General features: G+C 69.9%; 17 protein-coding genes. 7 read left to right on the top strand and 10 right to left on the bottom strand.

Annotated elements, in window-relative coordinates:
- Positions 1-182 precede the first annotated feature (182 nt).
- On the bottom strand, positions 183-1226 hold the full coding sequence (locus tag CCR97_RS04460; protein WP_201159330.1) for a CmpA/NrtA family ABC transporter substrate-binding protein: 1044 nt from the start codon (positions 1224-1226) through the stop codon (positions 183-185).
- A complete protein-coding gene (locus CCR97_RS04455; RefSeq protein ID WP_111360652.1) occupies positions 1226-1810 on the bottom strand; it encodes an ANTAR domain-containing response regulator in 585 nt (194 codons plus the stop codon). Before CCR97_RS04455 ends, CCR97_RS04460 begins: the two co-directional genes overlap by 1 nt.
- A gap of 185 nt (positions 1811-1995) precedes the next feature.
- On the opposite strand from CCR97_RS04455, the gene CCR97_RS04450 reads away from it, so the two are divergent.
- Positions 1996-2376, top strand: coding sequence for a hypothetical protein (locus CCR97_RS04450; RefSeq protein ID WP_201159329.1), 381 nt, complete (start codon positions 1996-1998; stop codon positions 2374-2376).
- A 77-nt stretch (positions 2377-2453) separates the two neighbouring features.
- Here the strand turns inward: CCR97_RS04450 and CCR97_RS04445 are convergent, their stop codons facing one another.
- The 8 genes from CCR97_RS04445 to CCR97_RS31550 all read right to left on the bottom strand — a co-directional run bounded on the left by CCR97_RS04445 (position 2454) and on the right by CCR97_RS31550 (position 12582).
- Entirely contained in the window at positions 2454-3485 is a 1032-nt protein-coding gene (locus CCR97_RS04445) for a histone deacetylase family protein (protein ID WP_111358397.1), read from the bottom strand.
- A 26-nt stretch (positions 3486-3511) separates the two neighbouring features.
- Positions 3512-4207: a 4'-phosphopantetheinyl transferase family protein gene (locus tag CCR97_RS04440; protein ID WP_111358396.1), complete on the bottom strand. Its 696-nt coding sequence runs from the start codon at positions 4205-4207 to the stop codon at positions 3512-3514.
- Positions 4208-4219: 12 nt separating this feature from the next.
- Positions 4220-4717 (bottom strand): GNAT family N-acetyltransferase, encoded by a 498-nt coding sequence (locus CCR97_RS04435; RefSeq protein ID WP_111358398.1) that lies wholly within the window; start codon positions 4715-4717, stop codon positions 4220-4222.
- A gap of 117 nt (positions 4718-4834) precedes the next feature.
- A complete protein-coding gene (locus CCR97_RS04430) occupies positions 4835-9043 on the bottom strand; it encodes a Pls/PosA family non-ribosomal peptide synthetase (protein WP_111358395.1) in 4209 nt (1402 codons plus the stop codon).
- An 816-nt stretch (positions 9044-9859) separates the two neighbouring features.
- Entirely contained in the window at positions 9860-11140 is a 1281-nt protein-coding gene (locus CCR97_RS04425; RefSeq protein ID WP_111358394.1) for an MFS transporter, read from the bottom strand.
- Between the two features lie 319 nt (positions 11141-11459).
- Complete coding sequence (locus tag CCR97_RS04420; protein WP_146618933.1) at positions 11460-11711, bottom strand: hypothetical protein; 252 nt, start codon at positions 11709-11711, stop codon at positions 11460-11462.
- Positions 11708-12013 carry a hypothetical protein gene (locus CCR97_RS04415; RefSeq protein WP_111360046.1) on the bottom strand — a complete coding sequence of 102 codons (306 nt, stop codon included), beginning with the start codon at positions 12011-12013 and terminating at the stop codon, positions 11708-11710. The genes CCR97_RS04420 and CCR97_RS04415 overlap by 4 nt, the downstream gene beginning before the upstream one ends.
- A 17-nt stretch (positions 12014-12030) precedes the next feature.
- The gene (locus CCR97_RS31550; protein WP_244670261.1) at positions 12031-12582 is read right to left on the bottom strand and encodes a S24 family peptidase; all 552 of its coding nucleotides are present in this window, start codon (positions 12580-12582) and stop codon (positions 12031-12033) included.
- Between the two features lie 234 nt (positions 12583-12816).
- On the opposite strand from CCR97_RS31550, the gene CCR97_RS04405 reads away from it, so the two are divergent.
- The 6 genes from CCR97_RS04405 (at position 12817) to CCR97_RS04380 (ending at position 15396) form a co-directional block, all read left to right on the top strand.
- On the top strand, positions 12817-13119 hold the full coding sequence (locus CCR97_RS04405) for a helix-turn-helix domain-containing protein (protein ID WP_111360045.1): 303 nt from the start codon (positions 12817-12819) through the stop codon (positions 13117-13119).
- Positions 13116-13487: a DUF3486 family protein gene (locus CCR97_RS04400; protein WP_111360044.1), complete on the top strand. Its 372-nt coding sequence runs from the start codon at positions 13116-13118 to the stop codon at positions 13485-13487. Before CCR97_RS04405 ends, CCR97_RS04400 begins: the two co-directional genes overlap by 4 nt.
- 109 nt (positions 13488-13596) lie before the next feature.
- Positions 13597-13866, top strand: coding sequence for a hypothetical protein (locus CCR97_RS04395; protein ID WP_111360043.1), 270 nt, complete (start codon positions 13597-13599; stop codon positions 13864-13866).
- A complete protein-coding gene (locus tag CCR97_RS04390; RefSeq protein ID WP_146618932.1) occupies positions 13863-14141 on the top strand; it encodes a hypothetical protein in 279 nt (92 codons plus the stop codon). The genes CCR97_RS04395 and CCR97_RS04390 overlap by 4 nt, the downstream gene beginning before the upstream one ends.
- Entirely contained in the window at positions 14128-14520 is a 393-nt protein-coding gene (locus CCR97_RS04385) for a hypothetical protein (protein WP_146618931.1), read from the top strand. The genes CCR97_RS04390 and CCR97_RS04385 overlap by 14 nt, the downstream gene beginning before the upstream one ends.
- A gap of 36 nt (positions 14521-14556) precedes the next feature.
- Complete coding sequence (locus CCR97_RS04380; protein ID WP_201159328.1) at positions 14557-15396, top strand: ParB N-terminal domain-containing protein; 840 nt, start codon at positions 14557-14559, stop codon at positions 15394-15396.

The raw sequence follows: 15396 nt of genomic DNA, 5'->3' as shown, positions 1-15396 counted from the left end.
AGGCCACTGACAATGGATATACAAGGCGCGTGCCAATCCTGCCGCGCTGCGGAAAATCACTTAATGTCCGGGGATTAGAGAGCGCGTGCCGCGCCCGAGCGGTCGCCACGGGCGATCACGATGCGCGACTTTTCGGCACCGCAAAAGCAGCAGATGAACACGTCGTGAGCAGACCAGACGCGTCAGCGCGGCGCCGCGGCGGCGCATGCGGAATCGTAGAGATCGCCACGGAACACGGCGCGCACGGCTTCGCGCCGCCCCTCCGGCAGATGGCCAGCCGCCGTCATCGCGTCGTGCAGCCAGTCGGCCTGAGTGCTTTCGGGGCGGCCCTCGCCGAGAATCAGAAAGCTGGGGTCGTTACGCACCGTGCCGGCGCCGTCGATCACGAGGGCGCCCTCCAGGGTGCGCCGGATCACGTCGGCCGACAGATCGAGATGGCGCGGCTCGGCCAGCAGCGCGGCGAGGTCGGCCCGGTTCTCCGGCGCCGCGCACCAGGCGCCGGCTGCTGCCAGCGCACGGATCAGCGCCGCCGCCTCCGGCGTGTCGGCGCGGTCGGCCGGCAGCGCCAGCACCTTGTCGGGCGCGCCGGGCACGACCGTGTTGCCGAGCAGCACGATGGTGCCGACCCCCTCATCGACCGCGACGCTGTTCCACGGGCTGCCGACGCAGAAGCCGTCGACCAGGCCGCGCCTCAGGGCATCGACCATGAAGGGCGGCGGGACCACGACGAGGCGGACGTCGCGCTCCGGATCGAGCCCGGCGGCGACGAACAGGCGCCGGAGCAGATAGGCATGGACCGAAAACGGGAACACGGCCGCGAAGGTCAGCGGCCCCTCGCCGGCCGCGGCGCGGCCGCGGGCGACGTCACCGAGCGCCGCCGCAGCATCCGCGACGCGGCCCGACAAGCCGCCGCGCGGCGCGAGCAGAGCGGCGAGCGGCCGCGACACCGTCACAGCATGCCCGCCGATGTTGAACATGAAGGGCGCGACCAGCGGCAGCGCGACATGGCCGAGGCCGAGCGTCGTCGCCACCGCGAGCGGGGCCAGCATATGGGCGGCGTCGAAGTGGCCGAACACCAGCTTGTCGCGCGTGTTGGCCCACGAGGTCTCGCGCACCGGCACGAGGTCGAGGCCCTCGGCCGCCGCGAAGCCGCGCTCGGCCGCGGCGATCAGGACGGCGACGTCGGTGAGCGGCACCCAGCCCACGGTGAGACGGGTCTTGGCCATCAGAACAGCTCCGCCGCCGTGATGATCGCCTGGGCGATCTCGACCATGCGCTTCTTTTCGTTCATGGCGGTCCGCCGCAGCAGCGCGTAGGCGGCCTCCTCGGACAGGCCCTTGCGGGCCATCAAGAGACCCTTCGCCTTGTCGATGGTCCGGCGATCCGCGAGCGCCGTCTTCGCCTCCTCCAGCTCGCGGCGCATGCGGCTGTAGGCGTTGAAGCGCATCACCGCCATGTCGACGATGGCGCGCACCCGCTCCGGCTTGAGGCCGTCGACCACATAGGCGGAGACGCCGGCATCGATGGCGGCCTGCATGGTGGCGGCGTCGGAGCGGTCGACGAACATGGCGACCGGACGTTCGACGACGCGCGACACCTTGAACATCTGCTCGAGCACGTCGCGATTGGGGCTGTCGAGGGCGATCACCACGACGTCGGGCGCGAGCGCGACGAGGCGGTCGAGGAGATCGGGCGAGTCGGGCACGATGGCGACGCGCGGAATGCCCGCGGCGCGCAGCCCCTCCTCCACGATCGCGGCGCGGGCCCGGTCGGCGTCGACCACCGCGATGGATACCACCCCGTCCTGCATCGCCCGGCTCGCACCACCCCGTCCGGCATCGCCCTGCCCCGCGGCCGGCATTGTCGCCGGAACGGCACTGCGATGCAAACCGTCGCAGGCGATTTGCCGCGCTTCGTGAAACTTGTGCGGCACTCGGGCTTTGTCCTGACGAAGGCGTTCACCACGCCGCACGCGAGCCCCCCGGAGGACACTACATGCCGAAGAGTTTCCTGAGCGCAGCGGCCGTCGTTCTGATGCTGGGCGGAGCGCCGGCGCTCGCCGCGTCACCGGCCGCCGCGCCGCAGGACGGCGCGCGCGGCGCGACTTCGGCCGAAGCGCCGATCACGCTCGCGCAACGCGGCCTCGGGCCCGGCGATGGGCGCGGCCCGGGCGACGGGCGGATGAACGAGCGTCGCTTCGACGGTCGCGACGGGCGCTTCGACCGTCGCGACGACTGGCGGCGCGGACGCGCCTGGGACGGCCCGCGTCCTGGCTATCGTGGTCCCCCGCCGGGCTGGCGTCGCTATGGTGGACGTCCGCCGGGTTGGCGCAACCGCGGCTGCATCCAGATCGGCCCGGTCTGGTACTGCCCGTGATCTGACGGCGCCTGATGAGCCGATGACGAAGAACCACCGGTGCGGAGTCCGTACCGGTGGATCTTCGCACGTCGACGTCATGCCGCGTCCGCAAATCCCTGCAGCACTCCGACGGCGTTAACGCCGATCGCCTCGACGGCGTAGCCGCCCTCCATCACGAACAGGGTCGGCAGCCCCGCGCCGGCGAGGGCCGCGCCGATCACCGGATAATCAGCGGTGTCGAGCCGGAAACGCGAGATCGGGTCCCCCTTGTAGGTGTCGACGCCGAGCGAGACGACGAGCGCGTCGGCCCGGAAAGTGGCGATGCGGGCGAGTGCATGGCGCAGCGCCGCGTGCCAGACGTCGAACCCGGTGCCGAACGGCAGCGGGTAATTGACGTTGGTGCCCTCTCCCGCTCCCTCTCCGGTCTCATCGGAAAAACCGAGATAATAAGGATACTCCTGCACCGGATCGGCGTGCAGCGACGCGAACAGCACGTCACCACGGCTGTAGAAGATATCCTGGGTGCCGTTGCCGTGGTGATAGTCGATGTCGAGCACGGCGACGCGATCGGCGCCGGCGTCGCGTAGCGCCTGCGCCGCCACGGCGGCGTTGTTGAAGAAGCAGTAGCCGCCGTAGCAGGCGCGATGCGCATGATGACCGGGCGGCCGCGTGAGGGCGAAGGCGACCCGTTCGCCGCGCACGATCAGCTCGGCGCCGGTGAGCGCGACGTCGGCCGCGGACCTGATCGCGCGAAACGTGCCGGCCGTGATCGGCGTGCCCGCATCGAACGAATAGTAGCCGAGCTTGCCGTCGATATGATCGGGCACGACGCGCCGCATGCCCGGGCCGATCCAGGTGAACGGCAGCGCGTCGTATTCACCGTGCTCGGCGACCCATTCGTCCCAGGCGGTCTCGAGGAACGCCACGTAGTCCGGCGCGTGCACGCGCCGCACCGGATCGAGCCCGAAGATCTTCGGCGGCGACACCGGCCCGAGACCGACCTCCTGGACGCGCGCGAGAACCAGCTCGGCCCGGCGCGGCATCTCGAAGCTCGACACCAGCTTGCCGTCGTGCAACTCCGCCTTGCCGTCGTGCAAGGCGTGAGCGTCGCTGTAGATCGTGATCATGAACTCTGCGGGGAGCGGCCCCGGCCTCACGCGCGCAGGAGGGCGAGAACGACGATCCGCGGCGCGCGGCATACGGCGAGATCGAGGATGCGGCCGCTCGGGACGACGGCCGTGCGGGCGGCGAGGTCGACCACGATGTCGTGGAAATCGAGGAAGACCCCGTCGAGCGGATGCATCGCCTTGTACACGGCTTCCTTGGCGGCGAACAGCAGGCGCCCGTGCAAGGGATCGCGGTCGAGACCGTCGTGCTCGGCCGCCGTCACCACGAGATCGACGATGTCGTCCGGCAGCGGGTCGGCCGGCTCGACGTCGATGCCGAGCGCCGCGATGCGCGCCCGGCTCGCCACCGCGGCGACCGCGATCTCCTGATCGTGCGCCAGCGAGCCGACGATCCCGTCGGGCCAGGCCGGCGCCCCGGAGGCGGTGCGCACCAGGACCACGTCGCGATGGCCGAGGTCATCGAGCAGCGCCCGCGCGACCACGCGGGCAGCACCGCTGGCGCGCCGCACCGCGACGATGGTGGAGACGATCGAGTCCGCCTCCGCCTCGCGCAGCGCCGCCTCGTCGCCCGGAAGGATCGCCCGGCAACCCACCGCGACGCCGGGGACGAGCACGTCGAGGACGCGCTGCAGGGCGGCGACCTCGGGGTGGTGGGCCGTCCCGGTGAACGCCCGTCCGGCCGCGGGGAGCGCATCGTGCGTCGTGTCACCGTCGAGCAGCATCCGTCCTCCGCCTCATGCCGCCGTCACCGGAAGCTCGGCGATCACCTCGCCATCCTCGTCGGAGCCGATCTCGACGAAGCCGACGCTGGCATAGAGCTTCTTGGCCGGGTTGGCCGGCTCGTAGCAGATCGCGATGGTGGCGACGTCGGGCACGGCGCGGATCTCGTCGAGCGCCCGCTCCAGCGCCGCACGGCCGTAGCCGAAGCCCTGGAAGCGGCGGTCGATCATGAACCGGTAGATGACGGCGCGCCGCGGATCGTCGCTGCCGACGTCGTACATCAGGAAGCCGACCAGCTCGCTGCCGGCGTAGATGGCGCGCGGCCGCGCCAGCGGATCGAACTTCGACTCGGCGATCGAGTAGAGATTGCCGGCGACGAGATCGCGCTGCTCGGGCTCGAGCTCGAGCGCGGCGACGTCGCGCCAGTTGTCGGCCGTCACGTCGGCGAGCCGCACGCTCGCCGGCGCGGGCGCCCCCGGAAAGAGCCCTCGGACTCTCGGCTTCGTCGTCATGTCCACGGCTGCATGCTCCGGCGGCGCGCCCGGCCGCGGCCGGCGCGAAGAACGCGAATGGCCGGGGCGAGCCCGGCCATGCTTGTCGACGTGATCAGGTCGGTCGGCGGCACGGATCTACTCCGCCGCGATCCGGTAGGCCGGGGCGACCGCCTCCGGGGCCCGGTAGACGGCGGCGCCGAGCGCGCCGTCGGCGGAGCCGTGCCGGCGGAACAGCTTGGCCGGATTGCCCCGCCAAGTGGTGTGGGAGTCGACCACCTCGCCCTTCATCAGGAAGGCATCGGTGTCGATCACCACGTGCTCGCCGAGCGTCACGCCGTAGTGCACGAAGGCCGAGGGGCCGAGCGTGCAGCCCGTGCCCATGCGGATGTGATCGGACTTGAACACGCCCTCCTCCAGCGAGTGCGCCTGCAGGACGCTGCCCTCGTTGAGGTTGGCGTAGTCGCCGACCTGGGTGAGGCTGCGGTCGGTGATCGAGCAGCCGAAGTCGACGACCTTGCGGCCGACCTTCACGCCCATCAGCCACAGGATCAGGCTCTTGATCGGCGTGCCGCCGAACAGCTGGACGTGCGGCCAGTCGGACAGCTTCCAGTGCCGCTCGTGGCTCCAGAAATACGGATCGTAGATGGTCACCATCTCGGGCTTCAGGGAGCCGAAGCCGAGCGAGGCGCGCTCCAGGAACGTGAACCACAGCACCGCGGCGGCCGACGTGACGGCACCGGCGGCGAACAGCGAGAAGACGCCGAAGCGGTCGTAGGTCAGCAGCGCGGCCTGCCACACGGCCAACGAGGCGAACACCAGGAGCCAGCGGGTGGCGAGGAACAGCGCCGCCGTCACGGCATTGTAGCGGTTCTTGGCGGCGAGACGGCGCAGCCGCTCGTCCTCGGGAATGGCGCCGAGCATCGACTTGTCGCGCTCGACCATGCGGGGAATGGCGAAGGGCGGCGAGCCGAGCAGGCCGACATTCTCCTGCACCGGGCCGTCGATCGGGATCATCACCTTGGTGCCGAGCAGCACGTTGGCGCCGGTGCGGCCGCCGGGCGGATAGTGAATGTTGTTGCCCAGGTAGTTGTTGTCGCCGATGCGGGTGTCGCAGAGCCGGAACGCCGAGGCCGACATCTCCACGTTGATCATCGACAGCCCGTCCGAGACCATCGTGCCGGAGCCGATCTCGCAGCAGAACGGGTTGTCGTGCTTCTGGTTGGTGCCCATGTTCGAGCCGGTCTGGTCGACCTTGTTCAGGTTCCAGCCGACGAAGCGCATGTAGTGGACGATGGCCGAGCTATCGCCGAACAGCACGTTGAAGAACAGCGAGTTCGAGAACTTCTCGGTGAGGCCCTGCAGCCAAGCGTGGAGCCCGAAGGTCGAGTAGGTGCGGCCTTCCTTCAGGAAGAAGCGCGCGAGGCGCGGCACCGCCCACACGCCGGCGAGCCCGGTGACGAGCGAGCCGAAGAACGAGATCACCGACACGGCCAGCACGGTCGGCAGCGAGGTCCAGAAGCCGGTCGCGGCGGCGGCGCCGGCCGCCGTGGCGGAGTGCTGCTCCCACAGGGCGAGCGCGACGATCGGCAGCGGGATGACGATCGCGAACAGGCCGGCGAGCTGCACGGTCTCGGCGAGCACCCGGCGGAGCATCGACGCGGGCGGCGCCTCCACCCGCACGTAGTCAGCCGTCGTCTCGATGGCGGGCGAGCCGTGCATGCGCTTGCCGTCCGGCACGCGCTGGCCGCTCTGCAGCGAGGAGGCGTGGCCGAGCTGGGTGTCGTTCCCCATCGCGGTGTCGATGTCGAGCACGCTCGCCTCGCCCACGAAGGCGCGGTCGCCGATGCTGACGCGGCCCGTGGTGATGTAGTTCGACTGCGCCCGGTAGCCGAGCAGGATCGTCTCCTTGCGCAGGATGGTGTCGTCGCCGATCGAGATCAGGTCGGTGGCCACCGGCACGAAGCGCGTCTTGACGATGGTGTTGCGGCCGACCTTGGCGCCGAGCAGGCGCAGATAGACGTTGAAGATCGGGTGGCCGGCGAACAGCGCAACCGGCGCGTTGCGGATCAGCGTCTTGGCGGCCCAGAAGCGGAAGTAGCGCGCCGACCAGATCGGGATGCGCTCCTCCGTGAAGCGGCCGACCAGGAGCCACTTGCCGATCACCGAAACGGCCGTCAGCCCGAAGAAGCCGCCGACCGCCGCGATCACGCTGCGCAGATAGAGCTGCACCGGGTCGCCGGCCACCGCATAGGCCCATTCGAGGCCGATGTCGAAGACCGCGAGGCCGAGCAGGCTCATCGCGCCGTAGAACAGGAGCTGAGCCGCGCCGCAGGCGTAATACGAAAAGTCCGACGGGACGTGGAACGGCTCGGGCGCGACCGCGACCTCGGCCGCCTGCCCGTCGGCGTCGAAGATCGCGGCGAGCCTGGCGATCGTCGGGTTGGTGTAGATGTCGCGCATGGAGACGTTCTCCATGCCCGGGTTGCGGCGGATGCGGGCGCAGAAGCGCGCCATCAGGAGCGAGTTGGCGCCGAGGTCGTCGAAGAAGTGGTCCTCGATCGAGACGCGCTCGACGGTGAGGATCTCGGCGATCGCCTCGACCAGCAGGCGCTCGTTGTCGGTGCGAGCGGCGACCACCTTGTCGCTGCCGCCGGCCTGGACGCGACCGCCGGTCGGCTTCGGCAGGCGCTTGCGGTCGGCCTTGTTCGAGGCCGACATCGGGATCGCGGCCAGCTCCTCCAGATAAGCGGGCACCATGTAGGCGGGCAGCCGGCGCTTGAGCGCCTGGACGATCTCGGCCTTCGGCAGCGCCGCCGCGCCGGGCTTCAGCGCATAATAGCCGACCAGCTCGGGCTGGCCGGGCTCGGGCTCGAAGGTCGACACCGCGGCCTGGGCGATCTGCGGCATCTCCATCATCACCGACTCGATCTCGACGAGCTCGATGCGGTAGCCGCGGATCTTCACCTGGGTGTCGATGCGGCCGAGATACTCGATCTCGCCCGCGTCGTTGATGCGGCCGAGGTCGCCGGTGCGATAGATGCGCTTGGAGGCGTTGTTCGGGATGCCGACGAAGTCGTCGATGAACTTCTGGCCCGTCAGCTCCTCGCGGTTGAGATAGCCGGCGGCGACGCCGATGCCGGCGATGCCGATCTCGCCCAGCTCGCCGCGCGGCATGGAGCGCGGCTCCGCCGGGTCGAGGATCACGATCGAGTAGGTCGGCATCGGGATGCCGATGGTGACGGGCTTCTCCGGCACGAGCTCGGTGACGGTCGCCGTGACGGTCGCCTCGGTCGGCCCATACGTGTTGAGGATGGTGCGGCCGCGCCGGCTCCAGCGCATCACCAGGTTCTGCGGGCAGGCCTCGCCGCCGACCATCAGCAGGCGCAGATGCGGCAGGTCGCGCTCGATGGTGGAGAGCAGCGTCGGGCAGCAGCACATCGCGGTGACGCGGCGCTCGTGCAGGAAGTCGGCCAGCTCCTCGCCGACCAGCCCGCCGCCGGCGCGCGCCGGCACCAGCGTGGCGCCGGCCATCAGCGGCACCCAGGTCTCCTCGATCGAGAAGTCGAACGCGATGGTCATGCCCTGGTAGACGCGGTCGCCCGGCCGGTAGCCGTAGCGGTCCGCGGCGACGCGCACGAAGTTGCAGATGCTCGGATGCTCGACCAGCACGCCCTTCGGATTGCCGGTGGTGCCCGACGTGTAGATGACGTAGCAGCCCTGGTCGTCGGTCTCGCCGACCTCGCCGGCGAACAGCCGGTCGGGCGCGCGGGCGTCGATCTCGGCGCGCTCGGCGTCGAGCAGCACGGCGGTGGCGTCCTGGGCGGACAGCCGCTCGGAGAAGCTCGCCATCGACACGATGGTGCGGATCATCGCGTCGCCGAGCATGTAGCGGATGCGCTCGGCCGGCAGGCCGGGATCGAGCGGCACATAGGCGGCGTTCGCCTTCATCACCGCGACCAGCGCGACGTAGGTCTCGACCGTCTTGTCGAACAGCAGGCCGACGCGATCGCCGGCCTTCACGCCGCGGGCGATCAGGTGGCGGGCCACCTGGTTGGCGCGGCGGTCGAGCTCGGCATAGGTCAGCGACGCGTCGGACGTGACCACCGCGGCGTTGCGACCGAACCGGTCGGCCGCGTCCTCGAACAGATGATGCAGCCGCTCGCCCGCCCGCCAGCGCGGCGACGGGTCGGGGCTGCCGCAGAACAGCACGTCCTGGCCGGAGATCATCCGGGCATGCCCCTCGTTCCCGGTCGCGGCGAGGCCGGCGCGGAGCGCCTCCTGCATCCGGGCGGGACCACCGGTCGCGCCGTCGCGGAGGTCGCCGAAGTCGATACGATGGGCCATCGGTCTGCTCTGGTTGCGGTCCTGCGCGGTCGCCCGCGCCGGGCCGAGATCGTGCTGCCGTTCGGTGCTGCCGGGCCCTGGGGTCGAGGGTGTGCCGCACGCCGCCGATACGGCGGCTCGCGACGGCACGGACGGGATGGGTGGTCCTGCGCTTCCCCCGAGGCTTTTGGATCCGGCAGCCTCTCACGCTCGGCAACCTGGGCACCGGCACATGAATGCCCGCTGAATGAGCCGTTTAGGGACCGTGAACGCTGCGCCGCAGCAGCACCGGAGGCCTTGCGGGACGGCCCCGCGGACCCTGAATCCGCACGATTACGGAGGCTGTTCGGCTGGTTAGCGAGGGGTTACGGAAGCGGCGTCGACGGCCGGCCCGGACCACCCGGCGCCGGACAGCGGAGCGCGAATCGCCCGGCATGGCCGCCCGCTGCGGCAGCGGACGTCCGCCGCAGTGACGGGAGGCCCGGCCCGGGGCCTGCGGGTTTCCGTCGGCGGCGGGGCCGACCATCGGCGCGCCTTTGCCCTCGGGCGGCGCGACCGACGGCGGCTCGGCGCCGAGCGGACGCGGCTGCCTGGTCTGCGGATCGATCACGGCGGTGACGCCGCCGACCGTGCTGGTGCGTGCATCCCAGGCGAGCAGCGCCGGCAGGATCACGACGGCGCCCGGGCACGCTGGACACTTCTAGGCCGGGATGAACTCGGAGCCGGTGTCTGCTCGTCCCGCGAAGGGGACCCAGTGGCGACACGATGTGTGGCTCTGGATCCCCGCGTCCGCGGGGATGAGCGGAGTGGATCGACGTCAGTGCGAGGCAGGGCAGTTCAGGCCGCGCCGCGGCGGGAGAGCCAACGGCCGGCGAGGATGAAGTGAAGGGCGCCCCAGGCGCCCAGCCCCTGCATCACGGCGAGCGCGTAGCCGAGCGAGCGCGGCCCGGCCTCGGCGAACACGAGCTGGCTGAGCGCGCCCACCAGCAGCGGGCCGACGCCAAGACCGATCAGATTGACGGCGATGAGGAACACGGCGGAGGCGGCCGGCCGCACCGTCGGCGGAAAGCCGTTGTGGAGCGCCGCGAGAGCGGGGCCGAGATAGGCGTTGGCGGCGGTCGCGGGAAGCACGAAGGCGACGAGCGCGACCGTCGTGCTGGAGGTGAGATAGAACATCAGCCCGAACGGCTTCACGACGATCAGCCACAGCCCGATCGCGACGAGCGACCAGCCGAGCCCGAAGCGCTGCAGCCGATCGGCGAGGCGCCCGCCCAGCAGCACCACGCCGGCACCACCCACCCCGATCACCAGCGCCAGATAGGTGCCCGTGGTGGCGAGGTCGAGCCCGTGCACCCGCACCAGGAATGAGGGCACCCACGAGATCGCGCCGTAGCCGACCGTCGCCGTGATGGTGGCGCCGAAGACGATGTGATGCAGCGCCGGCTCGCCCCACATGGTCCGTATCGTCAGCGCGAGCAGGGCGAGCGACGGCATGGCGCGCAGCGCATCGGCGGCGCGATCGGCCGCGCGCGCCGGCTCGGCGAGGGCGAAGCGGACCACCAGCGCCATCGCCGCCGTGGCGAGGCCGCAGCCGACGAAGGCGGCGCGCCAGCCGTAACGCTGGCCCACGAAGCCACCGACCAGAAAGGCGAGGAGCACGCCGAGATTGATGCCCGAGGACCACACCGCCATCGCGCCGGCGCGCTCCTGCTGCGGGAAGGCGTCGGAGATCATCGCGTGCGAGGCGGGCGTCACGCCGGCCTCGCCGGCGCCGATGCCGATGCCGATGCGTCCGAGCAGAAGCTGGCCGAACGACTGGGCGAGGCCTGACGCGACGGTGGCGAGGCCCCACACCGCGGTCGAGACGGCGACGAGGTTTCGCCGTCCGCGGTTCACCACCCACACGGCGGCCGGAATGCTGAGCCCGGCATGGAGGATCGCGAAGCCGAAGCCCGACAGCAGCCCCAGCTCGACGTCGGAGAGCGCGAACTCGCAGCGGATCGGCTCTAGCAGGATCACGGTGAGCTGACGATCGAGCTGATTGAAGGTCGACAGGATCGTCAGGACGACCAGCAGGCGGGTGTAACCCGCAAGATCAGATGGCAGATGTGGGATCAACCGAGCATTCCCGTGCTCTGGCGATCTTTTGACGGCGCGACGGGCACCTAGGCGGCGCTGGCGGGCCGATCCGGCGGGCGGCGGGGCGCAAGATCGAATGGCACGGCCGGCGGGGCGGCGGCGGAAATTCTCGTTTCCGCTCAGTGCGAACTCCGAACTGGATTCGGAGTTCGCCGAGAATGGCCGGAGAGCGAAATTCCGTGTGCAATATCAACAAGAACAGCCGGTAAGGGCGACCAAAGCGAAAAGCGGAACTCCGAAAAACCAGCGCGGCGTTCAGAGGCCCGACAAACGCCCTTCGAACGCTGCTCGAGAAGCCTCACTTCGCGGTCTGCTCGGCGGCGGCTCGGCGCTCCGGATCGCCGTTGGCGACGAATGCGAGCACCCAGGCGACGAGCCACAGAATCAGCCCGGCGACCCAGAAAAACACCGCGGCGCCGAGCACCGCGAGGCACACCGCGAACGTCGCGACCTTCATCGGGACGCCGTAGCCGGCCAGCGCGTACCAGAACGGAGCGAAGACGACGATCGCCACGAAGGCGAGCCCGACGACGAGGGCGCCATCCATCATGCGCTCCTCTGTTGCGGAGGTCGGCCGGCCGCCTGGCGCGCAGCGCGGACCTCGGCGAGCAGCCGCTGCTCGAACAGCTCGCGCTTCAGCGCCCGGTGCGCCAGACCGGCGAGAACGAAGGCAAAAATCCACACCAGCAGGCCGGCAAGAAGGTGGAAAACGCCCGCCAGCGGCGTCGCGAGGCATGCCAAAAAGGTGCCGATCATCAAGCCGGCGCCCCGCCCAGACAAGCAAATCCAGAACGGCAGCATCAACAGGCCGAAGCCAGCGACGATCGCCATGATGCCGACGGCAGTATCCATGGTCCTGTCCTCGCAGCCTAAATTGTCCGGCCGAACCAGCGCACCCGCCCTTCGACCTTGAGGTCCGGCAGCTCGTCCGCCGGCACGACTTCATTTTCGTACCTCTGGTTGTCGGAAAGCAAGACCACGCTTCCGTCCCGGCGCGTCTGGACGCGCTTCACCAGAACCATGCCGCCCAACACCAAGACGTAGATCCCGTTGTCCTTGGGCCGGTCGAACGAGCGGTCGATCAGCAGCAGGTCGCCGTCGCGGATCGTCGGCTCCATCGAATCTCCGATCGCGATCAGCACCTCGGCTTGGCGCGGGCTTACTCCGATCCGATGCAGCCAATCGGCCCGAAACGCGACGAAGTCGCCACCTTCCAGCTCGTCGGCGGTGGTGAGGGCTCCGTTACCGGCGCTCGCGCGCACGTCGTAACGACGAACGAAGGCGAATCGCTCCGCCAAATTTGGCAGACCGGCAGGAGCCGCTGAGCCCATCAGCGACTCCATGCTCACTGAACATGCTTCGGCGATCGCGGCTAGAGCGAATGCCTTCGGCTCGGTGGTTCCCGCGAGATAGTGACTCAAAGAGCGATCTGGAACGCCAGAACGTTGAACAACAACGGTTTTACCGCCTGCCCGTTCGACAGCGTCTCGGAGCCGCTCTGCAAAAGCCCTTAGGTCTGGCTCGCTCAATTCACAGCCCTGCCTCGCCAAGTTTGGCTTGACGCCTCAGCCAAGTTTGGCGAATATCGTCTGAATTCTGATTTGCGTGTCCCAAAAAACCGGCCGCTGGGGGCGGCCGGTCCTCTGAGGCGAGAGATGCGGCGACGTCGGACGTGGGATCGTCATGCCATCAAGGCAGAGGTGCACCGCCGCGGGCTGACCCTGATCGGGATCTCGCTCGCGGCCGGTCTCGAACCCTCCGCGTGCGGGGTCGCACTGCGGCGCCGGAACGTGCGCGGCGAGCGTGCGATCGCGGCGGCCCTCGGGGTCGAGCCCTCCGTCCTGTGGCCCGAGCGATACCGCGGCGGACCCGTCTCACCCCGGAAGCGTACCCGACTCGATACAGCCCCCTCCAGTCAAATCCCCGCATGCCTGTCGACAGCGCGGAGGGGGTCATGACCCGTCCGGTGTCCACCGATCGGCCTAGTCCGGACAAGGCCAGTGCCGGCAAGCGCGGGCAGCTGTGCTCGGTCGAGCTGCTGCCGACAGCGGCCGACGCCGCGGTCGACGCGGCCGCCGATGCCGTGCTGGCGCGCAAGCGCACCCAGCAGGACATCCTCCTGGACCTGAACCTCGCCGTGGTGGCGATCGGCGCCAAGACGATCGCTCCGTCCTCGTTCAACCGCTGGGCCACGCGGATCCGGCGGGACGGCTACGTCCGGCGCAGCGGCGCCGTGCCGGCCCTGAAGACGGTGACGTTCCGCTGCCCGCATTGCGGCGGCGACGTCTCGGGTGTGGTCGAGACCTCCGCACGGGGGACGCCATGATCGGCCGGGCCGAGCGCGCCTATGCACGCCTGATCGTCGCGGCGACGCTGCTGTGCGCCTGGCTGACGGTCTCGGCCGCGATCCTCGAGTTGATGACGCGAGGTGCGCGATGAGCCGGATCACGCTCGCCCGCCGGCTCCAGGCCGTCACGATCGCCTATCACGAGGCGAAGGCGCAGCTGCATCAGCAGATCCGCGCGCGGACGATCTGCGACGTCGAGCGCGACCTGCGCCAGGCGCACGTGCTGGCGCTGCGCGCTGCGCGCGAGAGCCTCGTGACGATGGTGCGCGAGCAGGCACCGAGCCTCGCCCGCCTGCAGCACGACGCCATGGTCGCGGCGGACGCGATCCCCACGCAAGATCTGGAGGCCCTGCAATGAGCCCGCACCTCATGCTCGCGCAGGCGATCGCGGCCTCGCTCGCGCCCGTCAGGACGGGAGCGTCGGCCAAGGATGCGCCGACGCTCGAACAGGCTTTCGAGACACTCCAGGCCACTCATCCCGACGAAAGCGAGATCGCCGCTTACCGCGGCGCCGTGGTCGCCGCGGCAGACGAGATCGGCCGCCAAGACGAGGATGCTTGGGCGCGCTTACTTCTGGTGATCACCTTCCATTTCGGTGCGGAGCTTCTGGAGGCGGTCGATGGCCGCCATTGAAGCGCCAGCCGTGAGCGGGACGTCCGGTACCTCCAGGGGCTTCTTCAGTCGCTCGATCAACGAGTCGATCGTGACTGGCTCGCCGGAACGCAACAGCGTCATCACCGCTTCGGTGAGCGGAAAGCGCCAGAACGTCGAGTCGTCCCTCGTCTGCTTGTCGAAGCGACGACGGACCCGCTCCAGCCTCGTCTCCTTCTCGGTCATCCCCAATCCCTCCGGTTCGGTTCTCAGCACGCCGATCATGGGGGATGCGCGCCACCTGCGCAAAGTGGTGGGTTGCGGGGGCTCCCCGCGGCGGGGCGCTGCCCCGCACACGACTGGTCCGAACTCCGGCGGGCGCGCTCCCGGCGCGTCCGCCGGCTTTTTTCCGGACCTTTGAACCGACCTTCAAACCATCCGCGAAGCGGCAGAGCAGATGACCATCACGACAATCGAGATCGAGAAAATCGACGCCTCCGGACGGCTGCGGCCGATCCGGCCCGACTGGGTCGAGGCCTTCGCCGAGCAGATCGCCGCCGGTGAGGAGCTGCCCCCGATCGAGGTCGTCGCCACCGGCGACGGCACGTATCGACTGATCACGGGCGGACACCGGCTCGCCGCGCACCGGGCCGCCGGGCGCACGACGATCGAGGTCGAGCTGAAGGACCCCGAGCGCTACGCCGACGAGGCCACCTGCCGGCTCCGCGAGATCAAGGAGAACTTCTACCGGGTCGGCCAGACCGAGCTGGACCGCTGCGTCGCCATTGCGGCGTGGAAGGAGATTCACGACCGCCAGCACGCGGTCAATCGCGGTGGTCGGCCCCGGAAGGAAACTGCGGCAGATTCTGCCGAGGTTTTTTCTGCAAGCTTTTCAACGGTCGCGGCCGACGTGCTCGGCATTTCCGAGCGCTCGGTGCGCATCGCGGCCCAGATCGCGACCGGCATCGACGGGGCGGTCCGGACGGCGATCGCGCTGCACCCGATCGCCGATCAGCAGATCGACCTGCTCACGCTCGCCCAGCAGCCGCAGCCACGCCAGCAGGCGATCGCCGCACTGCTGCTCGATCCGCACGCCGGGGTCTCCTCGGTCGCCGCGGCGATCGCGTCGATCGACAAGACGCCGGCGCCGGCCCGTACGGCCGCCTGGGAGCGGCTCGCGGGCAAGTTCGCGAAGCTGAAGGAGAAGCAGCAGCACGCGTTCTTCGAGGCGAACTACGACGCGATCACGTCGTGGCTCGCTGCGCGCAGCCGGGCGACGGCCCAGGCCAAGCGGTGA

This window comes from Rhodoplanes elegans, assembly GCF_016653355.1.
GTDB classification, from domain to species: domain Bacteria; phylum Pseudomonadota; class Alphaproteobacteria; order Rhizobiales; family Xanthobacteraceae; genus Rhodoplanes; species Rhodoplanes elegans.
The sequence above is the reverse complement of the archived record's forward strand: the minus strand, read 5'-3'. Positions and strand labels throughout refer to the sequence as shown.

Coding starts and splice junctions, on each gene's coding strand:
- CCR97_RS04460 (WP_201159330.1), bottom strand. CDS start 1,226: ATGGCCAAGACCCGTCTCACCGTGGGCTGGGTGCCGCTCACCGACGTC.
- CCR97_RS04455 (WP_111360652.1), bottom strand. CDS start 1,810: ATGCAGGACGGGGTGGTATCCATCGCGGTGGTCGACGCCGACCGGGCC.
- CCR97_RS04450 (WP_201159329.1), top strand. CDS start 1,996: ATGCCGAAGAGTTTCCTGAGCGCAGCGGCCGTCGTTCTGATGCTGGGC.
- CCR97_RS04445 (WP_111358397.1), bottom strand. CDS start 3,485: ATGATCACGATCTACAGCGACGCTCACGCCTTGCACGACGGCAAGGCG.
- CCR97_RS04440 (WP_111358396.1), bottom strand. CDS start 4,207: ATGCTGCTCGACGGTGACACGACGCACGATGCGCTCCCCGCGGCCGGA.
- CCR97_RS04435 (WP_111358398.1), bottom strand. CDS start 4,717: ATGACGACGAAGCCGAGAGTCCGAGGGCTCTTTCCGGGGGCGCCCGCG.
- CCR97_RS04430 (WP_111358395.1), bottom strand. CDS start 9,043: ATGGCCCATCGTATCGACTTCGGCGACCTCCGCGACGGCGCGACCGGT.
- CCR97_RS04420 (WP_146618933.1), bottom strand. CDS start 11,711: ATGATGGATGGCGCCCTCGTCGTCGGGCTCGCCTTCGTGGCGATCGTC.
- CCR97_RS04415 (WP_111360046.1), bottom strand. CDS start 12,013: ATGGATACTGCCGTCGGCATCATGGCGATCGTCGCTGGCTTCGGCCTG.
- CCR97_RS04405 (WP_111360045.1), top strand. CDS start 12,817: ATGCGGCGACGTCGGACGTGGGATCGTCATGCCATCAAGGCAGAGGTG.
- CCR97_RS04400 (WP_111360044.1), top strand. CDS start 13,116: ATGACCCGTCCGGTGTCCACCGATCGGCCTAGTCCGGACAAGGCCAGT.
- CCR97_RS04395 (WP_111360043.1), top strand. CDS start 13,597: ATGAGCCGGATCACGCTCGCCCGCCGGCTCCAGGCCGTCACGATCGCC.
- CCR97_RS04390 (WP_146618932.1), top strand. CDS start 13,863: ATGAGCCCGCACCTCATGCTCGCGCAGGCGATCGCGGCCTCGCTCGCG.
- CCR97_RS04385 (WP_146618931.1), top strand. CDS start 14,128: ATGGCCGCCATTGAAGCGCCAGCCGTGAGCGGGACGTCCGGTACCTCC.
- CCR97_RS04380 (WP_201159328.1), top strand. CDS start 14,557: ATGACCATCACGACAATCGAGATCGAGAAAATCGACGCCTCCGGACGG.